The following is a 25,242-nucleotide window of genomic DNA, read 5'->3' on the forward strand; positions in this document are numbered from 1 at the left end:
TTCCAGGCCTTTCACACACGGACAGTTGCCTCTCAAATCTTAAGTTGGTAGACTCTGACCGATATGCGTGGGTAAATAACGGAATAACCAATTTAATGATTAAACCGTCATTCTCATCATTTCTTGATAAGCTTCAACTGCTTTATTCCGAATTTCGATTGTTGCTTGCAGAGTAATGCTTGCCTTTTGTGAAGTAATCATTACTTGAGATAAGTCTACGTTTTCACCATTAGCTAACTTATTCGTCAAAGCATCTGATTCATTTTGCGCTTTGTTTACTGAATGAAGGGAGTCTTTTAAAAAAGAGGCAAAACTTTTTTGTGGTTCTGTCGTGCTTTCTTTAGCCGAATTTGTGTTTGTTAATGGCAGTGCTGTTGATACTGCTGAAAAATGAATGGTCATATAATCCCCTCCTCTATTTACCGATTTCCAATGTTTTCATCATCATACTTTTAGATGAATTAAGTACTGTAACATTTGCTTCATATGATCTAGAAGCACTCATTAAATCAACCATTTCCCGTAGAGGATCCACATTGGGCATTTCAACATATCCATCTTCATTCGCATCTGGATTTTCCGGGTCATATACTAACTCAAATGGCGTTTCATCCTCCACAATTCGTGAAACTTTTACTCCGTTCCCTGCGTTTGCACGATTATTTGCTGCTGCCTGCAAATAAGATGCAAAGGACCCTTTCTCTTCTTGTGCTTGCAATACAACCGACTTCCTTCTGTATGGCTCCCATTCTCCATTTACTATTCTCCCTCTAGTACTTTCTGCATTAGCCATATTAGAGGATATAACATCCATTCTCAACCTTTGTGCTGTTAATGCGGAAGCGGTGGTGTTTATGCTATGAAACATAGACATATTACTTTCCTCCTCTAATAACAGTTTCGAGGGAATTAAATTTCCCGTTCATTCTTTCAATTAAAGCGTTGTAATAAATTTGATTTGTAGCCAAATCGGTCATTTCTTTATCAACATCGACACTATTTCCACTGTTATTGTATGTAACGTTCTTTTTTGCAGCAATTTTAGGAGCAGAATTATTGTATGTAAAATCCATATGTTTTGGATCTGTTTTATTTGCTTCTAATGCTTTTGTTAATGATTGCTTAAAAGTAACTTCTTTTGATTTGAAATTTGGCGTATCAACGTTCGCTATATTTTGAGCAATCACTTTTTGTTTTGTATTCGAATAATTTATTGCGTTTTCTAAACTCGTTATCGTATTAGAAAAAAGTTTCATGGCACACCTCAATAAATGGTAATTAATCATAAATTTTCTGTAGAATCATGCAAGTAAATGACGAAAATAAAACATGATGACTATAATTGTAATGAATTTGAAATAATATGTCTACGGACAAAAGGAAATTTTTAATAATTCAATAGTCCTATTTTAACACGTATACGAAAAGATTATCAAAAACAATTCAATATCTTATCTTAATATTTACAAAAAAAAAATACTAAATTCATAGTATATTAGCACTATACAAAATAGTATTTTAAAAAATTCATGATAATTTTTGTAATAAAAATGAAAAGAACTAGAAAAATATCGAAATTTGCTGAAAAAATGCTAAATGGAGGGGTTTGTTTTACGAAGATAATACATCATTTAAGAGGTTCTTTACATGATTTGAAAATTAGGTGCAGCATAAATAATAAACAAGGATAATCTTTTATTTAGGTTTCTCTTCCGCTTTACTTGCCAAGTAGTGTTAGCAACTTACATCATTTTTTATTTGAAAGAAAACCTAGTTTAAAGACATCCTTGTTGATTGCTGTACTATTTTATAGAAGAAACCAAATAAAAATAAAAGCTTTTATCAGACTTTCATGGATAAAATAATATTAATTTGCTTTAAGTTTCTCTAATTCTAATAGGAATTTTCCATTAAGTACTTTTATATACGTACCTTTCATTCCAAGTGAACGAGATTCAATGACACCAGCACTTTCTAATTTACGTAAAGCGTTTACGATAACCGATCTTGTAATCCCGACTCGATCTGCAATTTTAGAAGCTACTAATAATCCTTCATTCCCGTTTAATTCTTCAAAAATATGCTCAATAGCTTCTAATTCACTATATGACAATGAACTGATAGCCATTTGTACAACCGCTTTACTTCTAGCTTCTTCTTCAATTTCTTCTGCTTTTTCACGCAGGATTTCCATACCTACTACGGTTGCACCATATTCAGCCAAGATTAAATCATCATCATGGAATTGTTCTTTAAGACGCGCTAAGATTAAAGTACCTAATCTTTCTCCACCACCGATAATAGGAACAATTGTAGTTAACCCTTTTTGGAATAATTCCTTATTTTCAACGGGAAATGCGGTATATTCACTTTCTACATCTAAATTGCTGGATGTTGCTTGAATATTAAATAAGCTTTTTGTATATTCTTCCGGAAATTGACGATCTTCTAGCATTTTTTTCATACGATCATTTTCAATTTGTTGGTTTACAGCAAAACCTAAAAGTTTCCCTCTTCTGCTAACAACAAATATATTCGCTTCAATGACTTCACATAAAGTTTCTGCCATTTCTTTAAAGTTCACAGGTTTTCCTGCTGCTTTTTGCAGCATTGCATTAATTTTTCTTGTTTTTGATAATAAATCCATTCTTTTTTCCTCCTATTAACTAAAACCAAATCTGTAAATTTTGTTTCCTTCTATATCATATCATGCTTGTCTATTGCAAATTTTAGGAGATTACCCTATTTAGGGAAGTAAGACACCTTCCTCAAGATTCTGACGAAACAACAAAGGGGGGAAACTTCCCGTAAAGAATTGATTGGTTGTACTAACACCCCACTGTTTGCAGCTTCATCTTATTACCTTCTTCAGTCGTACATTATAAAATAAACTGGCTTAAATCCTTATTTCTTGATATAGCACCAAGTTTTTCTTCCACGTACTGCGGTGTTATCGCAATTTTGTCCATAGTTATTTCTGGCGCCTCAAATGATAAATCCTCGAGTAATTTTTCAAGTATAGTATGCAATCTTCTTGCTCCTATATTATCTGTATTCTGATTTACTTCGTACGCTACTTCTGCAATTTTATGAATAGCATCGTCAGAAAATTCTATTTCTATACCTTCCGTTAATAAAAGAGCTTGATATTGCTTAATCAGTGCATTATCTGGCTCTACAAGTATACGATAGAAATCTTCAACTGTTAATTTTGTAAGTTCAACACGAATTGGAAAACGTCCTTGAAGCTCCGGGATTAAATCAGATGGTTTTGAAATATGAAAAGCACCTGCCGCAATAAACAAAACATGATCGGTTTTTACAGATCCGTATTTTGTAACAACCGTTGATCCTTCTACAACTGGCAGAATATCTCTTTGTACCCCTTCTCTTGAAACATCTGCAGAAGAGCCACCATTGCTTTTACTAGCAATCTTATCGATTTCATCTATAAAAATAATACCCATTTGTTCTGCTCGCTGTACACCTTCTTGCGTAACTTCATCCATATCAATCAGTTTCTGTGCCTCTTCATTTGTTAATACAATTCGTGCTTCACGAACAGTTAACTTCCTTTTTTTCTTTTTCTTAGGCATAAAATTACTTAATGCATCTTGCATATTCATGCCCATTTGCTCCATTCCAGATCCTTGGAGCATATCAAACATGGAAGGTTGCTGCTCTTCCATTTCGACTGTTACTTGTTCATTCTCCAATTCTCCTAGTGCAAGCTTTTCTTTTATTATTTTCCTTTTTTCATATTTATTCGTTTCTTCCACTGAAGGTTCTTCTGCTTCTACTTCCGTATTTCCACCGCCAAAAAGCATTTCAAGTGGATTTTTGTAATTTGATTGTTTTTTTGATGAGGATGGCACTAATAAGTCGACTATTCGATTATTTGCTGCTATTTCTGCTCTTTCTTTTACTTGAAGCATCTTCTCTTCTTTTACAAGTCGGACCGATGTTTCAACAAGGTCTCTCACCATTGATTCTACATCTCTGCCTACATACCCGACTTCTGTAAATTTAGTTGCTTCTACCTTAACAAATGGCGCACTGACAATTTTGGCTATACGTCTTGCAATTTCCGTTTTACCAACACCGGTTGGACCCATCATAAGAATATTTTTTGGACTGATTTCATCCCTTAGCTTTTCATCTAATAAACTGCGGCGAAAACGATTTCTTAATGCTACTGCCACTGCTTTTTTAGCATCTTTTTGTCCAACAATATATTGATCGAGACGTTCCACAATTTGACGAGGTGTTAAGCTTGCTTTATTTTGCATTAAATAAATCCTCCCCCTATAATTCTTCCACAATAATATTATTGTTTGTATATACGCAAATCTCCCCAGCAATTTCCAATGCAGCTTTTGCAATTTCATAGGCGGATAACTGTTCGCCTGAATATTTCTTTAAAGCCCTTCCAGCAGATAACGCATAGTTTCCACCAGAACCAATTGCCAAAATACCGTCATCGGGTTCAATCACTTCTCCAGTACCCGATACTAACAATAAATCTGTTTCGTTCATTACAATTAGCATCGCTTCCAGCTTGCGTAAAAATTTATCATTTCTCCAAAGTTTCGCCAGCTCAACTGCTGCTCTTTGTAAATTCCCATTAAACTCTTCCAGTTTACCCTCAAATAGTTCAAATAGTGTAAAGGCATCAGCAACTGATCCGGCAAAGCCTGCAATTACCTTTCCGTTAAAAAGCTTTCGAACTTTTTTCGCTGTATGTTTCATGACAACAGCGTTTCCGAAAGTTACTTGACCATCACCTGACATGGCGCATTTCCCTTTATGATGAACAGCAAAAATTGTTGTTGCATGAAATTGTGGTAATTCAGCCATCTATACTTTCTCCTTTAACAATTTGGACTATGCCCTTGGATGATAGGACATGTATGTTTTCTTTAAATACTCATTTGTTACATGTGTATATATTTGAGTAGACGATAAATCTGCATGACCTAATAGTTCTTGAACAGTTCTCATGTCAGCCCCGTTTGCTAATAAATGGGTTGCAAATGAATGTCTAAGTTTATGAGGATGAATTTTCCCTTGTGCTGATGAAGCATGCATCATTTTGCTTAAAATATCCCGGACGCCTCCTGCAGTTAAAGGGCCCCCTCTATAGTTTACAAATAAAAAGGAATGTTGATTACTGTTTTTCCCCATCAACTTTGTTCTTCCATCTCTTATGTAAGATTCTAAAGCGGTATGTGCAAAGCTGCCAAATGGAACGTACCTCTCCTTTTTTCCCTTTCCCTTCACTAAGACGGTAGAAATACTAAAATCAATATCTTTTAACTCGATTTTCGTACATTCACCAACTCGAATGCCCGTAGCATATAACAATTCAAGGAGTGCCTTATTTCTATTTCCTAAAGGAGTTGAAGAGTCACATGATAAAAATAGCTGCTGCAACTCTTCTTCATAAAAAAAATCCGGCAATCTTTTTTCTAACTTCGGTATCGTTATGGTTGAAAAAGGATTTGCAGCCACTAGTTTTTCTCTTACTAAAAACCTGTAAAAGCTGCGTAGACTAGATATTTTCCGGGCAATAGATTTTCTTGCTAACTTTGCATGAAATAAGTCCGTTAAAAATATTCTTACATCAGAGGACTGAACGTCCTCTAGTTTATTTATTAGTTGTTTGGACATAAAAAGCAAGAACTGATTTATATCGTCTTGATAATATTCAATCGTATATGGTGAACAGTTTTTTTCAATTTGTAAATATTCAACAAATCGCTGTAATGAAGTGTGTGTGTTCAAATCCAATGTATCACCTCACAGACGGCTTTATTATATTAACATACTTTGTATACGCAATCAATTAATTTACATAGTCTTCACAAAGTTCTGAATTGTCTCTAATGCTCTGTTAGCGTGTTGTTCATATCTTTCTTTTTTCCCTTTTATTCTAATAGGCAACGCTGGAAAAAGTCCAAAATTAGCATTCATTGGTTGAAAATTCTTTGCATTTGTAGTTGTAATATACTTCGCCATGCTTCCAATTGCCGTTTCATCTGGAAAAACAATTAGATCTTCTCCGTTTACAAACTTTGCTGCATTAATTCCAGCAACAAGGCCACTAGCTGCTGATTCTACATATCCTTCTACTCCCGTCATTTGACCAGCAAAAAATAAATCGCTTCGATTTTTAAACTGATAAGTTGCTTCTAATACCTTTGGAGAATTAATAAAGGTGTTGCGATGCATTACTCCATATCTTATAATTTCTGCATTTTCAAGCCCTGGAATTAATTGAAGCACTTCTTTTTGAGCTCCCCATTTTAAATGAGTTTGAAATCCAACAATATTATACAATGTTCCTGCAGCATCGTCTTGGCGAAGTTGCACAACAGCAAATGGACGTTTTCCAGTGCGTGGGTCTTCCAAACCAACTGGCTTCATCGGACCAAACAGCATTGTTTTTTTCCCTCTACCAGCCATTACTTCAATCGGCATACAGCCTTCAAAATAGACTTCTTTTTCAAATTCTTTTAAAGGAACTGTCTCTGCAGAAACAAGTGCTTCATGAAAACGTTCAAACTCTTCTTCAGTCATAGGACAATTTAAATAAGCAGCTTCTCCTTTATCATAGCGGGATTTTAAATAAACTTTATTTAAATCTATGCTGTCTTTTTCGATAATAGGTGCAGCAGCATCATAAAAGTATAAATATTCTTCTCCTGTTAAGTCTTTTAAACTTTTAGACAAAGCTTCACTTGTTAAAGGACCTGTCGCTATCACTGTAGGGCCCTCTGGAATCTCGGTTACTTCTTCATGAAAAACGGTAACATTCGGATGATTTTTCACTTTTTCCGTTACTCTTCCTGCGAATTCATGTCGATCAACAGCTAATGCTCCTCCGGCAGGAACTGCACATAAATCGGCAGATTCAATAATAATGGAATCTAAATTTCTCATTTCTTCTTTTAATACACCAACCGCATTTGTTAAGGCGTTTCCTCTTAAAGAGTTGCTGCAAACAAGTTCAGCAAATTTATCGGTATGATGTGCAGGAGTTTGTTTAACTGGTCTCATTTCATATAAATGTACCTTAATTCCCCTTTTTGCTATTTGCCATGCAGCCTCACTTCCCGCGAGTCCTGCCCCAATTACATTTACGTGTTTGTTTGTTTCTTGCATGTATAGTCCTCCAACTTATTATCATTATTTCATTTTTTATAAGAAAAGCGCAGGCGCCTTGCTCAGCCCCGAAGAAAAATGTTCATTTGACTCGAAAAGTGCTTTTTACTTTTAGAGGCAAATGGTTATTTTTCACAGGGGCTAGGCACTGGCCGGCTAATTACGCCACATCCTGTGGCAACGCCGGCACTTGTACGTCCTGTACGTCGGAGCTAGACGCTCACCTAAGTTGAAAAATGTTTTTCTTTCTTATTTTATAAAATGATATATTCTCTAGCATTTTACACTATGAATAGCTGTAATTAAAGTTTCTACTATTTTTATTTTGTTTTTACTAACTTTTATCCTGTTAGACAACAATTTATTCCATAGAAAAAAGTGAGCAATTGATGCTCACTTAGGATGTAGAAAAAGTAATAATTGCAGAAACGTCAGGCTAAATGAAAACGTTTGTCTATCGCGGAACGACCCTTTTTGAGGAACAGCGGCCAACAGGAAGTTGGTCAGAACGACGTTGTCACAGGACGTGACGTACTTAGTCGTTCATCCTTCTTTACCGGGTAATGAGCACCGCAAAAAACGGGAAGTGACGAAGAGAGCGAACGTTTTTCAACAGCCTGAGTGAGCAAATGATGCTCACTCTCTTAACTTTGAGGTTCCTCTTTATAATCACAGCTAACACATTGAACTTGTATCCCTTTTTTCAGCTTTTTCTCCACGAGCATGCCTTCACATTTTGGGCATGGACGTTGTATTGGTTTATCCCATGAAATAAATTCACATCCAGGATAACGGTCACATCCATAAAATATGCGACGCTTTTTACTTTTTCTTTCAATGATGTTCCCTTCATGGCATGAAGGGCATTTAACACCTATCTCTTTTACTATCGGTTTCGTATTTCGACAATCAGGAAAATTACTGCATGCCATAAATTTACCATATCGGCCCATTTTAAAGACCATAGGACTTCCACATAAATCACAGTCTTCTCCAGCAGGTTCATCTTTAATTTCCACTGATTGCATTTCTTTTTCAGCTTTTTCTAAATTTTGTTCAAAAACTTGATAAAAATCATCAATTATTTTTACCCAATTCACTTTTCCAGTCTCAATATTATCCAAATCATGTTCCATATTAGCTGTAAATTCAACATTTAATATCTCAGGGAAAAATTCTAAGATTAATTCTAATACTATTTCTCCCAGCTCTGTCGGAATAAATCGTTTATTTTCCAATGCTACATATCCACGCTTTTGGATCGTATCTAATGTTGGTGCAAAAGTCGATGGACGGCCAATTCCTAACTCTTCCAATGTTTTGACAAGTCTTGCCTCTGTGTATCGAGGAGGCGGCTGTGTAAAATGTTGCTTCGGATCGAAGTCTTTATTTATTACTTCATCTCCTTCTTTCAAATCAGGGAGCAGTCGATCCTTTTCCTCTACGCCATCATCGGTTCCTTCCACATATACTTTCATAAAACCGGGAAACTTCACTTTTGAGCCTGTAGCCCGAAATAGCACCTCACCATTTTGTAAATCAACACTCATTGTGTCCATAATGGCAGGAGCCATTTGACTTGCGATAAATCTTTCCCATATGAGTTTATACAACCGAAGCTGGTCTCTTGATAAATGTTCTTTTAGCATGCTCGGTTCTCTTGTTGTACTTGTTGGCCGAACGGCTTCATGGGCATCTTGAACATTTGCATTTTTCTTTTCTTTGCCTTTATCCCCTTTTGTATATTCACTGCCGTAATTTTTTGTAATATACTCGAAGGCTTCTCCTTGAGCAACTTCGGATATTCTAGTCGAGTCCGTTCTCATATAGGTAATTAATCCGACTGTTCCTTCTTTTCCTAAATCAATTCCTTCATAAAGCTGCTGTGCAAGCATCATTGTTTTTTTCGCTCTAAAATTTAATTTACGGGCAGCCTCTTGTTGAAGAGAGGAGGTGGTAAACGGAACTGCAGGATTTCTTTTTCGTTCTCTTTTTGTCACTTTTTCTATGGTAAATTTATTTCCATTGATTAACGCCTTTACTTCTTGTACTTCTTTTTCTGATTTCAGTTCTACTTTTTTTCCATTAATTCCATAAAACGCAGCATCAAAGCTTGTTTTTCCTTTAAGAAAACTGCCTTCAATTGTCCAATATTCCTCTGGAATAAATTGTTTAATTTCATGTTCACGATCAATAATTAGTCTTACCGCTACAGATTGTACTCTCCCAGCACTTAATCCTTTTTTGACTTTCTTCCATAATAACGGACTAATATTATACCCAACTAAACGGTCAAGAACCCTTCTGGCTTGCTGTGAATCTACTAAATCCATGTTTATTGGCCGAGGATGTTTAAAGGACTCTTTAATCGCGTCTTTTGTAATTTCATTAAATACGACGCGGCAGTCTGACTCGATATCCACATTCAAGCTTTTTGCCAAATGCCAAGCAATCGCTTCCCCTTCTCTGTCAGGGTCAGCTGCTAAGTATATTTTTTTAGCTTTTTTAGCAGCGGTCTTTAAATCTTTTAAAATCGGGCCCTTACCACGAATCGTTATGTATTTCGGTTCGTATTGTTTTTCTATATCAACACCCATTTGGCTTCTTGGTAAATCCCGAATATGGCCCATAGATGCTTTTACTTTATATTTTTTTCCTAAATAACGTTCAATCGTTTTTGCCTTTGCAGGAGACTCCACGATTACAAGAAAATCTGACATTAACTGTCCTCCTTAGAGGGATTATAAATATTCACTATTATTGTATACTATGTTTCCATTTGTCAAATATTACGATAATCAGTAAACGTTTTCAACTGTTTTATTCCCATTTGTTTTTTAGTTTTTCATTTTTTATCTGTTGAAAAAATGTATAACAGATTTCAAAAAATAGCAACCTTTTTTTGTTTTTCCTTTTAAAAAAGGATAAAATTTCACTCTTTTAATACAAAAAGTTGACACAAAAGAAAAGCGTAAGCGCCTTAAACAACCCTGAAGAAAAATGTTCATTTGACTCAAAAAGTGTTTTTTACTTTTAGAGGCAAAGGGTTATTTTTCACAAGGGCTAGGCGCTGAAGCTAGACACAATAGAATAATCCCTTATTTTTCCCAATGTTTATATCGTATCATTTCCTTCTTGTAAAAGAAATACTATTAATTTCCTTTTTCTTATCAAAAATTCCATTCTTCTAAAATATCATTTGCAGTTATAACTGGTTTTGCGCCTGCCTTTATTAATTCATTTGTTCCTATTGAAAAAGGACTTAAAATACTTCCTGGAACAGCAAATACATCTCTTCCTTCGTTAAGAGCATAATTCGCCGTTATTAAGGAGCCGCTTTTTCTTTTCGCTTCAATGATTAATGTACCATTACATAAGCCACTAATAATCCGATTTCTCATTGGGAACTGCCATCTATTTGGTTTAGTTAACGGAGGATATTCTGATATTACAAGGTGTTTTTTCATCATCTCGCTTGCAAGCAGTATATTTTCTTTTGGATAGATATGAAACAACCCTCCAGCTATAACCGCTATTGTTTTCCCACCATTTGCAATCGTTAACTTATGTGCTAAAGCATCAACACCTGTCGCTAGACCACTTACAATCGTAATATTATCTTTTATCAACTCTGGAATTATTTTTTCCATTACTTTCTGACTGTAATTGGTAGCAAGGCGCGATCCGACGATTGCCAGTTTTTTTTCTACATTTAATAAAGATAAATCTCCTTTTGCATAAAGTACCCATGGAGGTTGATAGATTTCTTTTAATATCTTTGGATAACGGGAATCAAAATAAGTAATGGCAGTTATTCCGTTAGGGGCATATTGGCTGATTTGTTCATGAATAAAAGGGGAGTGAAAATCTTCAATGAATTCTTTTTTCCATTGTAAAGAACTTGAGGGGAATTCTCGAGAAGCATTTATTGTTTGAAGATCAGGATCTGTTTTTAATAGGAAGAAAATACTTTTCCAGCTAATTCCTCTACAGTGATCAAGCAAAATTAATTTTTCGTTTAATTTCTCCAATAAACTTACCTTCCTTCCTAGAATTTGCACAATATATAATAGAAGGAATTTGTAAAGTATACAAAAAAATGAATAAACATAAGAAAATAATAAGGAATTATACGTATTATTATAATCGCTTCCGTCCAAATTTAATAGATATTTTATTTTGATAACGATTCGTTTTTACTATTTTACTATTTTACTATTATTCTTTTATACTATAAAATTCCGCCTCTTTTCTTAGGGGTGTTCTCATTTAATAGGGGAACCTCCTTACACTATTTATTCTCCCCATATTCTTTATCCAGTTTATAAATAAAAGCAAAAACTTCAGCAACTGCTTGATATAAATCCTCTGGTATTTGGTCATGAAAATTCAGCTTTGCTAATAGTTCCACTAAGGAAGGATCTTCTTGGATGGGCACTCCATTTTCTTTTGCTCTTTCGATAATCGATTCGGCAACCATTCCTTTTCCTTTTGCTAATACTGTCGGGGCATCTAGATTTTGTGCATAACGTAATGCAACTGCTTCCTTTCGCTTCCATTTTCCACTTTCTTTCATATTTTTACATCTACTCCTTGATAGAAATTTTTATAGGAATTTTCAATATCCAAAAAGGATAATCCGTTTTTTATGTTGGTTTCCTTTTTAGAAAAGGGCTTGCTGTTAACATTTAATAATATGTAATCGGCTTGTTTCATCTTTTCCTTTAATGTATTTGTATATGCTGCTGCAAGTGATTGAATGATGGGATGATTATTCCAAATGGTAATATTCATTACCCTGTTTTGAATTTGCATATCAATGGCTGTTTCTTTTAAATGTTCTAAATCTAAATAAAACATAATCCGGCAATAATCACTATCTATCTTGCCATCTTTCGTTTTTTTACCATTATATTGCACCGTTACATCCTTTGTATGGTTTGCAAACGATATTGGCAGTTGCATTACAGCTTGAATTATTGGTCCAACTTCTCGCGATAATAGCTGCAAACCTGTTATTTTATCTACTAGCTGATTGGCTATTTCATTCGTTGAAACAGGAATATCTGTTTTTAACAATTCGAGTAAAAGTGGTTTTAACTTTTTTGTTTCTACTTCCGTATTATTTGTTTCATTTAATCGAAAAAACTGTTCTGACTCATAGGAAAAACCGATACTGTGCAACATTTTCATTATTTGTTGCTTTATTTGCTTACTATCATCTTCAGACGTAAATACCCCTGTCATTATATTTGCTACCACTTGTTCTAATGGCTTATTTTTAATCGAATGTATGTTTAATTCGCTGTTTAAAGCATTGATTAAATCGGAAAATGATTGTCCAGACTGTACTTGTAATAAACTAGAAAATACTGTATTTGTAAGCGGTAGCTCTTGTTGTACCATTTGCTTGATTACTGCAATTTCTGATGAAGTATCGTTGCTTTTCGTTAACCAGTTGCTTGCCTTTTGAAGAATCTCTTTTGTTAATGGCAGTTGATCGGTAAGAAAAGAAGCAACTAATGCTCTATTTTCTTTCGTGTCAGGAAGAGATTGCTGCCTTAACAATGTTGTGATATTGTTTTTATCCATTTGCACTGTTTCGTTCAAAGGAGATAATACTTTTAATTCGAGCTTTTCTTGTCCTTGTTGAACTTGAAACCAATAATTTGCTTCAACAGAAAGAGGAATGGATAAATGGGCATATAGCTTCTGTTGACCAACTTGCACTTCCGCGATTTGATTTGGAAATAATTTCATTATTTTCCCATACATAATTTGACCTGGTCTTAATGGCAATGGTTGAGACCAGAGGTTATTTTCTTGTTTAAACAGCTTTTGAATAAAACTAGTAGAGTAACTCATACTCCCCTCCTTATTTCGACATTTCTTTAACTGGTGAAAAGCTTTTGCGATGATAGCTTGTTATTCCTTCCTTTTGCAACGCTTCTAAATGTTCCTTCGTACCGTAGCCCATATTTTTGGCAAATTGATAAGCTGGAAATTGTTTATCGAGCTCTTTCATCATTCTATCTCTTGTTACTTTTGCAATAATACTTGCTGCCGCAATAGAACAACTTTTACTGTCTCCTTTAATAATTGATTGACTTGGGTACGGTGTTGTTAAGGTAATCGCGTCTATTAATAAATAATCCGGTCTTATCGTTAAATCATTGATCGCTTGCAACATTGCTTTTTTTGTTGCTTGATAAATATTTATTCGATCAATTTCTTCAGCATGGATCATTCCGATTCCTATCGAAATGGCTTCTTGTTGAATTTTTTCAAAAAATTCTTCTCTTTTCTTTTCAGAAAGTTTTTTCGAATCATCTAATCCTGGTAAATAAAATGTTGCTGGAAGAATGACTGCAGCTGTTACAACCGGTCCTGCTAATGGTCCTCTGCCTACCTCATCTATTCCGGCTATGTAAGAATATCCTTGATTTTTGAGTTGGTTTTCGTATGTATTTAATGCTAAAAAGCGTTGATGAAGTTCCATTTCCTTTTCTCGCTTTTTCTGCCATGCTTTAAAAAGACTTTGTACCCCTTTTCTATCGTCATTTTTTATCTCTTCGATAAAAGGATCGTTACTATCTGTTATATTTTCTAGTTTTATTTTTATTTCTTTTGTTGTTGCTATTTTCAATTCCCGCACTCCACTTTCCTTTAATATCGGCAGCTTCTATTTATGATAAAGCTTTTCTTTTCATTGTAACCGTAACAGACAAAAAAGAGGATCATGAACATACTAATCAAGATCCTCCTACTGTTAGTCATTTTCTGTTTGAGACGCTTCCATATCTCCCGCATTTTCAAATGTGAGAGAACCTAGTTTTTCTCCTCTTATTTCTCTAATGACTAATTCTGTTACTTTATCATAGTCAACAATCGCTCCACCTGTTAAACAGCCACGTACTTGTCCAATTTTATCAAACAGCTCGACAATATCTTCCGGTATTTCTTCCATCTGAAATCTTTCTTTTAATCTGTTAGGATACTCTTTTTCTAAAAATCTTAATCCATACACAGCTACATCTTGTAAATTTAATATAGTATCTTTAATGGCACCCGTTAATGCAAGCTTTAAGCCTACTTCCTGATCTTCGAATTTAGGCCATAAAATCCCTGGCGTATCTAAAAGCTCCAGCTCCTTGCCTACTTTAATCCATTGCTGTGCTTTTGTTACCCCTGGGGTATTGCCTGTTTTCGCAATATTTTTTTTAGCTAAACGGTTAATCAATGTTGATTTTCCTGCATTAGGAATCCCAACGATCATCGCACGAATCGCTCGGGGCCGAACTCCTTTTGCCCGCATTCGCTCAAATTTTTCTGCCAATACTTCTTTTGCAAGTGCAGTAATTTCTTTCATTCCAACACCAGCTTGAGAGTTAATGGCAAGGGCTCTTATCCCTTTGCTTTGGAAATAATGAATCCATTCTTTTGTTTTCTCTTTGTCTGCCATATCCGCTTTATTTAGCAGCACTAATCTTGGTTTATGCTGAATAATTTCATCAATCATCGGATTTCGTGATGACTGTGGAATTCGAGCATCCACTAATTCGAAAATAATATCTACAAGCTTTAATTTTTCTGTTACCTGTCTTCTTGCTTTCGCCATATGTCCAGGAAACCATTGAATAGTCAATATAATCACCTCTATTACTGAAACAAGTTTACTTAATTATGCGTATATCGGTTACCGGCCAGTAAATAACACTAGTATTTCCTAATACTTTTTCAAAGGAAATGGTGCCGATATGTCTGCTGTCTTTACTGTCTCGTCTATTGTCTCCCATAACAAACAGTTCTCCTTCAGGCACGGTTTTATGGCCGGTTTTTTCTTCTAATGTAAACGATTCTGTTAATGGACCATCAATCACCTGTTTTTTATATTCATCTAAATATGGCTCTTTATATGCTTTCCCATTGACATACAACGTATCATTTTTGTATTCAATTGTATCACCAGGCAAGCCAATTACTCGTTTAATATAATCCTTTCCTTCTGGCGCATGAAAGACTACAATATCAAAGCGTTTCGGACTGCTGATTTTGTAATTTAATTTATTTACAATCATTCTGTCTTGATCATGAAGCGTCGGCATCATTGACTCTCCATCTACAACAATTGGGGCAAATAGAAAATAGCGGATTACAAATGCTAATAATACGGCAATTATGATCGCTTTACCCCATTCTAATGCTTCATTTTTCTTTTTCTTTGCCATTACGTTCACCATTCCTTGTTATTCATATCAAAGAAGTTATTGCTCTTCTAAGTCTTATCTAACTATTTAGCACAGTAAATCTTTCATTTCCTGCCTATATGTTAAGCTAGTTTCTTCTTCTCTTTTATTGTAATCGAAACAAGAGGACGAAGTAAAATTTCAGATGATGAGTATGTACATATTAATATACTAACAAAATTAGCAAGTATCTATGCGGTTACAATTAAAAAAGCTGTTTTCGAATAGAATGTGCTTTTAAACTCGCAGCCTGAAGACACTTCGCTTTCCATGGGCGAGCGTCGAGCCTCCTCGTCGCATACGCTCCTGTGGGGTCTCGTCTTTCTCGCATTCCCACAGGAGTCTTCGCGTATTCAGTCTGCTGAGTACTTCTTTCCCCATTTTTTCACGTGAAAAACAACAAACTTTGAGAAAACAGCCATTAAAAAAGAGCTTGTTACTAGAACAAGCTCTTTTTTGGTAACAATTATCGAATTTCTTTAATACGAGCTTTTTTACCACGTAGGTTACGTAAGTAGTAAAGTTTAGCACGGCGAACTTTACCGCGACGAATAACTTCAAGCTTCGCAATTTTTGGTGTATGAACTGGGAAAGTACGTTCAACGCCTACTCCGTAAGAAACTTTACGTACTGTAAAAGTTTCGCTAATTCCACCACCACGACGCTTAATCACAACACCTTCATATACCTGAATACGCTCACGAGTACCCTCAACAACTTTCACGTGTACACGTACAGTGTCACCAGGACGGAACGCAGGAAGATCTGCACGAAGTTGTTCTTTTGTGATTTCTTCAATTAATTTTTGCATCGTTTTCAACTCCTTCCAACAGACGCTCTTGCACTCATAAGAGAACTCTTGCAGCGGAACATCGTTTTAAGACTTTTGCCGAGAAATATCGGATTAAGTCACAAGTGTTATCTTAACATAAAAAGAATGGAACAGCAATATCTAATCATGGCTTTTCTTGATTTCTTCTATTAGTTTTTTTTGTTGTTCTGTTAATGGATAATTTTCTAGTAAATCAGGTCGCCTTTCGATGGTTCTTCTAAGAGATTCCTTTTCTCTCCATTCATCAATATGTGCGTGATTTCCCGATAATAAAGTGGCTGGAACTTTCATTCCTCTAAAATCTGCTGGACGGGTGTAATGGGGGTGTTCAAGCAAGCCTGTACTAAAAGAATCATTAACATGTGAGGCTTCCTTGCCCAAAACTCCTGGCAGCAGGCGAACTACACTATCAATTACTACCATGGCCCCAAGTTCTCCACCAGTTAACACGTAATCACCAATCGAAATTTCATCTGTTACTAAATGTTCTCTTATTCTCTCATCATAGCCTTCATAATGGCCGCAAATAAAAATTAAATGGTCTTCTTGAGCAAGCTCTTCTGCTTTTTTTTGCGAATACCTTTCACCTTGCGGGCACATTAATATTACACGGGGAGAAGCACCGCTTGCTTCTTTTAAATCTTGAACAGCATCAAATATTGGCTGAGGCTTTAAAACCATGCCAGCGCCTCCACCGTACGGATAATCATCTACTGCTTGATGTTTATTGTCAGAAAACGACCGAAAGTTTACGACATTATACGTAACCTTTTCTGCTTCCTTCGCCTTTTTTAATATGGAACTATTAAATATGCCTTCAAACATTTCTGGAAAAAGGGATAGAACATCTACTTTCATTAAGACAACAGCCCTTCCATCGGCTCAATAATCACTAACTTTTCTTTCACATCGACTTTCATGACTACTTCTTCAATATAAGGGATAAGCAGTTCTTTTTTATTTTTTCCTTTTATTACCCAAACATCATTTGCACCTGGTGTGAGAATTTCTGTAATCGTACCAAGTTCTTCTCCCTCTACTGTTTCCACGGTACAGCCGATTATTTCGTGGAAGTAGTATTCATTCTCGGAAAGTTCGCCTAAAAAACTTTCTGGAACTTTTAATAATCCACCTTTCATAAACTCGACATTATTAACATTATCATACCCTTCAAATGTTAATAAATTAAAGTTTTTATGAACTCGATGGCTTTTTATTGTTAATTCCATTGGTACTGATTTATCAGTTTGAAAAAAATAAATAGTATTGCCTACTTTATATCTTTCATCTGGAAAGTCTGTGCGTGAAATAACGCGAACTTCCCCTTTAATTCCATGTGTATTCACGATTTTTCCTACGTTAAACCATTTTTCCATTTCTTCACCTCTACCTTATTTCTTCTACTACCCCATCTTTTACTATGATTGTTTTAGAAGAAATAGCATCGTGCCAAACGTCGCCTTCGTTTATTTCCACTAATGCTGTAACTTCTTGTTCTTTTAGCTCACTGCCCAATGGTAGTATATGTATTTGATCGATTAGAAACTCTATGTCTTTCTGTTTTTCCAATCTTTTTTTCATTTCACTGTTATAGTAGCTTTTTATTTTGTTTGTTGACAACTGTTGATTTCGTGATTGTTTTTTCTCTTCAAAACGGAGCTGCTGACATTCTTTCTCTAATTGCACTAATGTTTGTTTATATTTTTCCAACAAATTTTCTTTCGTTGATTCCGTTAGAACTTGCTTTACAATTACAGTCTGGAGTATTTGCATTTACTTCCTCCTGAAAGATTTGTAATTAAGAACATAAGCGCAGGCGCCTTGTTCAGCCCCGAAGAAAAATGTTCTCTTGACTCAAAAAGTGTTTTTTACTTTTAGAGGCAAGAGGTTATCTTTCACAGGGGCTAGGCGCTGGAGCTAGATGCTGACTAAGCCCTTAAGTTATCCACAACTTCATTTCGTTTATAATTTCCTAGAAGATTAGAAAAAGAGAAGGGTTTCCCCTCCTCCTTTATTCTACTTGCTAATCTCAACAATTAGTTTCTTCTGTTGTAATGATCCTGCTGCATAAACAACCGTTCGAATTGCTTTCGCAACCCGCCCTTGCTTCCCAATTACTTTTCCCATGTCAAGCTTGTTGACCGAAAGCAAGTAAATGATTCGATTATCCTCTTCCGTAACCTGTACTAGAACATCATCTGGAAAATCAACAAGGGGCTTAACAATCGTTTCTATAAGCTCTTTCATTTTCCAGAACGGATTACTTACCGTTTTTGATATTGTGGAATTTTTCCATAATACCTTGGTTAGAGAAAAGGTTACGAACTGTATCAGATGGTTTTGCACCATTTTGTAACCATTGTAATGCTTTTTCTTCGTTGATGTCCACGATAGCAGGCTCTGCTACTGGATTGTAAGTTCCTACTGTTTCAATGAAACGTCCATCACGTGGTGAACGAGAATCTGCTACTACGATACGATAAAAAGGAGATTTTTTTGCTCCCATACGTTTTAAACGAATTTTTACTGCCATTTAAAATTGCACCTCCGAATAGTTTCACACAAGATAGTATATTATCAATTGTTTGCGAGTTTGTAAAGTGTTTTTTCTTGTCAGACTTTACATTCTGATCAATTTCATTCATTCTTGTGGTTTTTCCTGTTTAAAATGGATTAAAAGGTAATTTAAAGCCACCTTTTTTCTTTCCTTTTTGACCCATATTGGTCATTTGTTTCATCATTTTTTTCATATCATCAAATTGCTTTAACAGCCTGTTTACTTCAGGTACCGTTCTGCCGCTTCCTTTTGCAATACGCTTCCGTCTGTTTGCGTTGATGATTTCTGGTTGTTCCTTTTCTTTCTTTGTCATGGATCGAATAATTGCTTCTACATGGGCAATTTGTTTTTCGTCTACTTGCAAATTATTTAAGCCTTTTATTTTATTTGCTCCAGGCATCATTTTTAATAATTCATCAAGTGGACCCATGTTTCGTACTTGGCCTAATTGATCAAGAAAATCATCTAATGTGAAGGAAGCATTTTTCATTTTCTTTTCAAGCTCTTTTGCTTTTTCTTCATCCACATTTAACTGAGCCTTTTCAATTAAGCTTAAAACATCGCCCATTCCAAGAATTCGGGAAGCCATGCGTTCTGGATGAAATGGCTCTAAAGCGTCCATTTTTTCTCCGAGACCGACAAACTTTATCGGTGTTTTTGTAACAGAGCGAATAGAAAGGGCTGCTCCCCCTCGGGTATCACCATCAAGTTTTGTTAAAACAACCCCTGTTAACCCAAGCTGCTCATTAAAGCTGCCTGCAACATTAACAGCGTCTTGTCCTGTCATTGCATCTACAACTAAGAAAATTTCATCAGGTTTTGACAGTTCTTTAATTTGCTTTAATTCATCCATTAAAGATTCATCTACATGTAGACGGCCTGCTGTATCAATTAATACATAGTCATGATGGTCTTCTTTTGCTTTTGCAATCGCTTGTTTGGCAATTTCCACTGGGCTTACTTGATCGCCAAGAGAAAACACGGGAAAATCAAGCTGTTTTCCTAATGTCTCCAACTGTTTAATAGCAGCTGGTCGATAAATATCTGCCGCAACAAGGAGTGGATTTCGATTGTATTTTTTCCGCAGCAAATTAGCGAGTTTACCAGTAGTAGTGGTTTTACCGGCACCTTGCAGCCCAACCATCATAATAACTGTTGGCGGGCGGTTGGAAACAGCAATTTTACTTTGCTCTCCACCCATTAATTCTGTCAACTCTTCTTTTACTACTTTAATAACTTGTTGCCCAGGAGTTAAACTTTTTAGCACTTCCTGTCCAACTGCACGTTCACTAACTTTTTTCACAAATTCTTTTACGACTTTAAAGTTAACGTCCGCTTCCAGTAATGCAAGGCGGACTTCACGCATCATTTCTTTTACATCCGCTTCATTTACTTTCCCTTTGCCACGGATTTTCTGAATCGTATTCTGCAGTCGGTCAGCTAAACCTTCAAATGCCATTATGCCGCCTCCTTAATCTAAATTCTCCAGCTCTAATATTGCTTTCTGCAACGCTGAAACCGAAGGAGTATCGTTTTTTAACAACTCTTTCATTTGCGCAAAAAGTACAGTACGCTCTTGAAACTTCTGAAGGAGTAATAATTTTTGCTCATATTCTTCAAGCATTGCTTCTGTACGTTTTATATTATCATACACTGCTTGACGACTTACATCATATTCGTCTGCAATTTCACCAAGAGAATAGTCATCCAAATAATAAAGAGACATATAGCTTCGTTGCTTCGGTGTCAACAACGACTGATAGAAATCGAAAAGATAATTCATTCGTGTTGTTTTTTCAAGCATCGAACATACCTCCGTGTTAAGTCAAAAGCCTTTACATCAATTATTTTACACAGTACATCTTAACATGTCAAGATTTTATCTTTACAAGACGCAGTTTTGTTCATTCATCATTTTTGATTTTTTCGTTTCATTTCTAATAGTTGCTGCAAATGATCTCCTCTATCGGAAGCGTTTTCGGCTTTCTTCTTTGTTTGTTTTTTCCTTTCCTTTTTCTTTTTGTATATTTTTGGCTCACCCATCATTACCACTTGTCTTTCACTTGTTTGCTTTTGCGAAAATTCTTTATTGTGTATTGGTGTTGTTTTTTGCTCGTTGTCCTTTTTAAATGTAAAGGAAGGGAAGTTTATTATTTTTAATCCAAAGCGGCGAATTGCTATTTCAATGAATAAAAGCAAAAATGCGATCATAATCAACCAGGAAGCAATCTCTTGTTTCTTGCTGCTTTTGTCTTGAAGCGGTCGAAAAGATTCTGCCTCTTTTGTCAGTATTTTTCCATTCGAAATCGCTAACAGCTCTTTAAGTTTCTTTTCATCGCTTCCTTTTACTAAATATTCTTTCGAGTAAGGAATAGAGAACCCTGATTGATAAAGAGATACGCTGCCATCTTCTTCTGTTTGTTTAATATTAATAAAATATAATCCAGGATCTTCGTCAAGATTGACTTCATATTTGCCTGGGGCTGTCATTTTTGTATTAATATCAAGCTTTTCCCCTTTTTGTGAAACAATCGAAACTTCTACCGGGAGTGTCGATAAATTATCCGAGTTTATCGATAATATATGTTGATTTTCCCGTTTATCTACAGATAAAGAATACGGCTCTGAATCGTATTGAGGCAACGTTTCTGTTACCATTTTATTTACAAAGCTTCCCCATTTTGACCAGCGGGACCAATCGCCGTTCCAACTGCCGTTTAGATCAGATGTGAACGCCATTGTCTTTCCAAGGCCGTATTGCCATTGTGCTAAAATCGGATCTTTTTTTTCGCTTAAAACAGGGATTTGTGCTTGTCCTTTTGGTGTGGTCGCTATATATGCATTCATTTTTGGAACCCCATCTTGAAAAAGACTAGACCAATTATATCCTTGTTGGATTATCGGATAAAACGGCTTATTTTCAATATAGGTCCTCGCAGCCATCACCGTTTCTCTTGATAAAATAGATGGAATAACACTAGAGTCTTGAACTGAATAAAAACGCCCTGAGCCTACTTCAGCAAGTTCTTCCAGCAGTCCAATATCCGCGTCCATCCCCAATGCAACAGTTGATAAAGTGATGTTATTTTTTTTCCCGCCTTCTAATAAGGCATTATAATCATTATTTGTAGCAGACTGTCCATCTGTTAGTAAAATAATATGCTTCCGTTTCACATCCAATTCTTCCATCTGTTCATATGCTGTTGCTAATGGTGCGTATATTTCTGTTCCTCCTTCAGAAGCAACAGAACGGATTTTTTTAATAACCGCGGACTTTTTTTTAAGCGGCTTCGGTTCGACAATCACCCATGGTTGGTCATCAAAAGCAATAAACCCAAATGTATCACTGTCTTTTAACAGCTCAACCGATCTCGCAGCTGCTTCTTTTGCCAATGTCAGTTTATTGCCTTGCATACTTCCAGAACGGTCTAATACGATGATTAAACCTAATGACGGCATTTCTTTTTTTCCTTTAATATCCATATCAACAGGCAGCAGTTTTTCAATTGGTGTTTTAAAGTAGCCGCCTAGCCCAAAACTCTCTTCTCCACCTGTCATTAAAAAACCTGTACCAAAATCCTTTACACTTTTTTCAATTAAAGCCATTTGTTTCTCTGATATAGAAGTGGCAGGTACATTGTTAAAAATAATCGATTGATAGGAAAGGTAGCCAGTTAATGAGGTTGGAAGTTTTACAGGCGATAAAATATCCACATCATATCCAGATGATTGCAAAATATTTTTCACATATTCATCCTCAGTATTTTGGACAATCAGCACTTTAGGTGTTGTTTTAATCGTTGTTACCGCTTGGAATTTATTGTTTTCCGTATAAGCATCATTTTCCACTTCCAATTCTGCTCGGTACGTAACAAGTCCCGTTTGATTGACCTTCATGTTGATCGGAAATACATTTTGTCCTTCTTTTACATCGATGTCTTTCGTGACAACTTTTTCGTTATTAGCATATAAATGAAGTTTCCCACTTTTAGCAACATTACTGTCCACGGTTACATGTAAAGAAGCTTGTTCCCCTTTATATAAAGTAGGAGGAAGATCAATGCCACTTATCGCCATATCTTCATAGTTTTCTGATTGCAAAAAATAAGCATCTAATTCAATAGCTTGATTTTTTAATAGTGACACAACCTCTTTTGCCTTGCCTGTCGTTTCATTCCCATCTGTTAGCAACACTAGTCTTCCACCATTATTTTGTACGATGCTGGAAGCTAATGATAAAGCAGCTTGTATATTCGTCTGATCTTGTCCCACTTCTTCACTTAATTTAGTAATTCGCAGTTCGTCTTTGCCCATCATTTGTTCGACAACCGGTTTCTTCCCAAAGGAGATAATGCTGTATTCATCATCTGGATTTTTTTTGTTGATGCTTTTTTCCACCCAGCTAAGCTCGGTATCTGCTGACCCTTTTACACTGGCAGATCTGTCTAGCAAAAATACGACAGGGACATTTTTCTGCGGTATAACTAGCTGTGGAACGGTTAAAGCGAAAATGAGCAACGTAAATAAGCAGGAACGAAGAACGATGATACAATATCCTTCTTTTTTATTGGCACGATTTTTCATTTGTTTTATCGATAAAAACAGAATGATGCTAACTGGCAAAAACAAAAAAAACAGGAAAGGGTATTTAAATTCTACTAGCACGTCGATACACCTCCCATTCGATAATAAGAAGAACGAATGTCAGTAAAGCAAACCAATACCATACTGTATTTTGCTGTACAGCCACTTTCTTCGCTGTGTTTTGGACAGTCTGATCATTAATTGAAAATGATTTTTCTGATTGAATATTTTTTTCCCGATCATCTAAATTTACGGAAAAGTAAAAAACGGCATTACCGGATGTAAGTTGATATACACCTGGATATTTAGGTGCCTGAAAACTTTCTTCGTCAGGACGATAGGACGAAATCACTTCATCTTTTTCATTAAATATTTCCCATTCCTTTATATTAGCATTTAAATTCAGCGATTTTTCTTCTAATGGCTGAAAATCACCAATATAATTGGACTGTGCTGATAGCCATTGATAACTATTATACAAAAATACTGGGAAGCTTGGATGCAGAGGCCAGTCACTGTCTTGAATAGAAAAATTGATATAAATAACCGGCTGTCCATTTATTTTTCCTTTTTGAATAAGGGGAATATCTCCACTTTTCAGGATCGTCTCCAAGTTTTTGTCTTTATTTATATAGGCTTCTTTTATATAGACATCTTTCATATCGACATGGGTAAATAAGGTGTCCTCTTCTAGTTTCAACTCTTCTTTTAACGCCACTTTATTTTTCGATTCATAAAAAAAGATAAGCGGCTGTGACATGTTTTTCCCTACAGAAGAACCATTAAATAAATAAATGCCATCCTTTTTCTTCATAATGTCCGCTTGTTTCTCCATTTGCACAACTTGTAAACCGATTGTAGAAAAACCTTTTAACAAAAAGGCATTTACCGCATCTGGTGCATAAATAGAGGATAAAACACTCGTAAAAATAGCCGTTTGTTTATTATCGATTGTATATTGATCTTCGATATTTATTTTTGCTTCATAATAAGCTTTTTTTGGCAGTGATTCCATCGTAATGATTTTTTGTTCGTTTGGAAGAAGGGTAATCGTTTTCTCCCATACTACCGCTCCTGCACTGACCACTTGAAACGGTACTGTTTCTTTTTGGTTGTTTTGATTTTTAACCATTGCTATCCCGGCTATTCTTTCGTTTTTCTTCGCAACGCCAAAAGATAAGATAGAAAGATTAGAATCCGTTGCATTTCCAACGTTATGGACCTCTGTATAAAAGTTTCGCAAATGTTGTGCCACTGTTTCGTTTGTAACAGCATCTGAAAAGATATGAATGGCACTTTTTCCTTCCACAGCAAGCGATGCTGCCATCTGTGTTGCTTTATCGAAATTGTCATGTGCATACGTTATATCCAAATGATTGATGACGTTGATTATTTTTTTCTGGTCTGTTTCATTATTTACCATAATATTCGGCTGATCATTTACATCTATTAGTGTGACCGATTGATTATTGTTTAAATGATGAACCATCTCAATCGCTTCCTTTTTGCTAGCTTCGAGTTTATTTTGTTGATTTGGCTTACTTGCCATGGAAGCGGAAGTATCAAATAAAAAAATGATTTGCTCTCCCTTTAATCCTTCCTTCCATGTAACAGGCTGCACCAATGCGAATAACAGCAATAATAAGCATAGGAGATGCAGCCAAAACAGCAGATTATTTTGCCATTTATGAAGCCAAGAAGACGCTTTTATTTCATTTACAACTTCTGTCCACAGTAAATTAGAGGGAATCATTTGTTTTGTATATTGCTTGCGAAAAAAATAAAAGAGGATAAACGCAGCAATAAAAATCGTAAAGAAAAAATAGAGCGGATAAACAAATTGCATGCTGAGCTTCCTC

25 protein-coding genes are annotated in these 25,242 nt (G+C 35.6%); all 25 read right to left on the minus strand.

What is annotated here, in order from left to right:
- Positions 1-99: 99 nt before the first annotated feature.
- The 25 genes from fliE to ACTYA4_RS10425 all read right to left on the minus strand — a co-directional run bounded on the left by fliE (position 100) and on the right by ACTYA4_RS10425 (position 25,229).
- Positions 100-402 carry a flagellar hook-basal body complex protein FliE gene (gene fliE / locus ACTYA4_RS10305; RefSeq protein ID WP_443481413.1) on the minus strand — a complete coding sequence of 101 codons (303 nt, stop codon included), beginning with the start codon at positions 400-402 and terminating at the stop codon, positions 100-102.
- 13 nt (positions 403-415) lie between these two features.
- Positions 416-874: a flagellar basal body rod protein FlgC gene (gene flgC / locus ACTYA4_RS10310; protein ID WP_443481414.1), complete on the minus strand. Its 459-nt coding sequence runs from the start codon at positions 872-874 to the stop codon at positions 416-418.
- Between the two features lies 1 nt (position 875).
- Entirely contained in the window at positions 876-1,256 is a 381-nt protein-coding gene (gene flgB / locus ACTYA4_RS10315; protein WP_443481415.1) for a flagellar basal body rod protein FlgB, read from the minus strand.
- Positions 1,257-1,867: 611 nt separating this feature from the next.
- On the minus strand, positions 1,868-2,647 hold the full coding sequence (gene codY, locus ACTYA4_RS10320) for a GTP-sensing pleiotropic transcriptional regulator CodY (RefSeq protein ID WP_443481416.1): 780 nt from the start codon (positions 2,645-2,647) through the stop codon (positions 1,868-1,870).
- A gap of 232 nt (positions 2,648-2,879) precedes the next feature.
- The gene (gene hslU, locus ACTYA4_RS10325; RefSeq protein WP_443481417.1) at positions 2,880-4,289 is read right to left on the minus strand and encodes an ATP-dependent protease ATPase subunit HslU; all 1,410 of its coding nucleotides are present in this window, start codon (positions 4,287-4,289) and stop codon (positions 2,880-2,882) included.
- 16 nt (positions 4,290-4,305) lie between these two features.
- On the minus strand, positions 4,306-4,857 hold the full coding sequence (gene hslV / locus ACTYA4_RS10330) for an ATP-dependent protease subunit HslV (RefSeq protein ID WP_443481418.1): 552 nt from the start codon (positions 4,855-4,857) through the stop codon (positions 4,306-4,308).
- A gap of 27 nt (positions 4,858-4,884) precedes the next feature.
- Complete coding sequence (xerC, locus tag ACTYA4_RS10335; RefSeq protein ID WP_443481419.1) at positions 4,885-5,790, minus strand: tyrosine recombinase XerC; 906 nt, start codon at positions 5,788-5,790, stop codon at positions 4,885-4,887.
- Between the two features lie 60 nt (positions 5,791-5,850).
- Positions 5,851-7,164 carry an FADH(2)-oxidizing methylenetetrahydrofolate--tRNA-(uracil(54)-C(5))-methyltransferase TrmFO gene (gene trmFO / locus ACTYA4_RS10340; RefSeq protein WP_443481420.1) on the minus strand — a complete coding sequence of 438 codons (1,314 nt, stop codon included), beginning with the start codon at positions 7,162-7,164 and terminating at the stop codon, positions 5,851-5,853.
- 644 nt (positions 7,165-7,808) lie between these two features.
- Positions 7,809-9,884, minus strand: a complete 2,076-nt coding sequence (topA, locus tag ACTYA4_RS10345; protein ID WP_443481421.1) for a type I DNA topoisomerase — start codon at positions 9,882-9,884, stop codon at positions 7,809-7,811.
- Between the two features lie 450 nt (positions 9,885-10,334).
- Positions 10,335-11,195 carry a DNA-processing protein DprA gene (gene dprA / locus ACTYA4_RS10350; RefSeq protein WP_443481422.1) on the minus strand — a complete coding sequence of 287 codons (861 nt, stop codon included), beginning with the start codon at positions 11,193-11,195 and terminating at the stop codon, positions 10,335-10,337.
- Between the two features lie 260 nt (positions 11,196-11,455).
- A complete protein-coding gene (locus tag ACTYA4_RS10355) occupies positions 11,456-11,740 on the minus strand; it encodes an EscU/YscU/HrcU family type III secretion system export apparatus switch protein (RefSeq protein ID WP_443481423.1) in 285 nt (94 codons plus the stop codon).
- Positions 11,737-13,029, minus strand: coding sequence for a hypothetical protein (locus tag ACTYA4_RS10360; protein WP_443481424.1), 1,293 nt, complete (start codon positions 13,027-13,029; stop codon positions 11,737-11,739). Before ACTYA4_RS10360 ends, ACTYA4_RS10355 begins: the two co-directional genes overlap by 4 nt.
- Before the next feature lie 10 nt (positions 13,030-13,039).
- Positions 13,040-13,810, minus strand: coding sequence for a ribonuclease HII (gene rnhB, locus ACTYA4_RS10365; protein ID WP_443481425.1), 771 nt, complete (start codon positions 13,808-13,810; stop codon positions 13,040-13,042).
- A gap of 123 nt (positions 13,811-13,933) precedes the next feature.
- Complete coding sequence (gene ylqF / locus ACTYA4_RS10370) at positions 13,934-14,809, minus strand: ribosome biogenesis GTPase YlqF (protein WP_443481426.1); 876 nt, start codon at positions 14,807-14,809, stop codon at positions 13,934-13,936.
- Positions 14,810-14,837: 28 nt separating this feature from the next.
- Positions 14,838-15,392 carry a signal peptidase I gene (gene lepB / locus ACTYA4_RS10375; protein WP_443481427.1) on the minus strand — a complete coding sequence of 185 codons (555 nt, stop codon included), beginning with the start codon at positions 15,390-15,392 and terminating at the stop codon, positions 14,838-14,840.
- Positions 15,393-15,876: 484 nt separating this feature from the next.
- Entirely contained in the window at positions 15,877-16,221 is a 345-nt protein-coding gene (gene rplS / locus ACTYA4_RS10380; protein ID WP_141431197.1) for a 50S ribosomal protein L19, read from the minus strand.
- Between the two features lie 141 nt (positions 16,222-16,362).
- Complete coding sequence (gene trmD / locus ACTYA4_RS10385; RefSeq protein ID WP_443481428.1) at positions 16,363-17,100, minus strand: tRNA (guanosine(37)-N1)-methyltransferase TrmD; 738 nt, start codon at positions 17,098-17,100, stop codon at positions 16,363-16,365.
- The gene (gene rimM / locus ACTYA4_RS10390; RefSeq protein ID WP_443481429.1) at positions 17,100-17,618 is read right to left on the minus strand and encodes a ribosome maturation factor RimM; all 519 of its coding nucleotides are present in this window, start codon (positions 17,616-17,618) and stop codon (positions 17,100-17,102) included. Before rimM ends, trmD begins: the two co-directional genes overlap by 1 nt.
- Positions 17,619-17,628: 10 nt before the next feature.
- The gene (locus ACTYA4_RS10395; protein WP_443481430.1) at positions 17,629-18,015 is read right to left on the minus strand and encodes a YlqD family protein; all 387 of its coding nucleotides are present in this window, start codon (positions 18,013-18,015) and stop codon (positions 17,629-17,631) included.
- Positions 18,016-18,258: 243 nt separating this feature from the next.
- Complete coding sequence (locus ACTYA4_RS10400; protein WP_443481431.1) at positions 18,259-18,489, minus strand: KH domain-containing protein; 231 nt, start codon at positions 18,487-18,489, stop codon at positions 18,259-18,261.
- A gap of 13 nt (positions 18,490-18,502) precedes the next feature.
- Positions 18,503-18,775 carry a 30S ribosomal protein S16 gene (gene rpsP / locus ACTYA4_RS10405; RefSeq protein WP_443481432.1) on the minus strand — a complete coding sequence of 91 codons (273 nt, stop codon included), beginning with the start codon at positions 18,773-18,775 and terminating at the stop codon, positions 18,503-18,505.
- Between the two features lie 130 nt (positions 18,776-18,905).
- The gene (gene ffh, locus ACTYA4_RS10410; protein WP_443481433.1) at positions 18,906-20,258 is read right to left on the minus strand and encodes a signal recognition particle protein; all 1,353 of its coding nucleotides are present in this window, start codon (positions 20,256-20,258) and stop codon (positions 18,906-18,908) included.
- Between the two features lie 12 nt (positions 20,259-20,270).
- Complete coding sequence (locus ACTYA4_RS10415; RefSeq protein ID WP_443481434.1) at positions 20,271-20,603, minus strand: putative DNA-binding protein; 333 nt, start codon at positions 20,601-20,603, stop codon at positions 20,271-20,273.
- 107 nt (positions 20,604-20,710) lie between these two features.
- On the minus strand, positions 20,711-23,464 hold the full coding sequence (locus ACTYA4_RS10420) for a VWA domain-containing protein (RefSeq protein WP_443481435.1): 2,754 nt from the start codon (positions 23,462-23,464) through the stop codon (positions 20,711-20,713).
- Positions 23,448-25,229: a vWA domain-containing protein gene (locus ACTYA4_RS10425; RefSeq protein WP_443481436.1), complete on the minus strand. Its 1,782-nt coding sequence runs from the start codon at positions 25,227-25,229 to the stop codon at positions 23,448-23,450. Before ACTYA4_RS10425 ends, ACTYA4_RS10420 begins: the two co-directional genes overlap by 17 nt.
- Between the last annotated feature and the right edge of the window lie 13 nt (positions 25,230-25,242).

This window comes from Niallia yueguangensis (genome assembly GCF_052663115.1).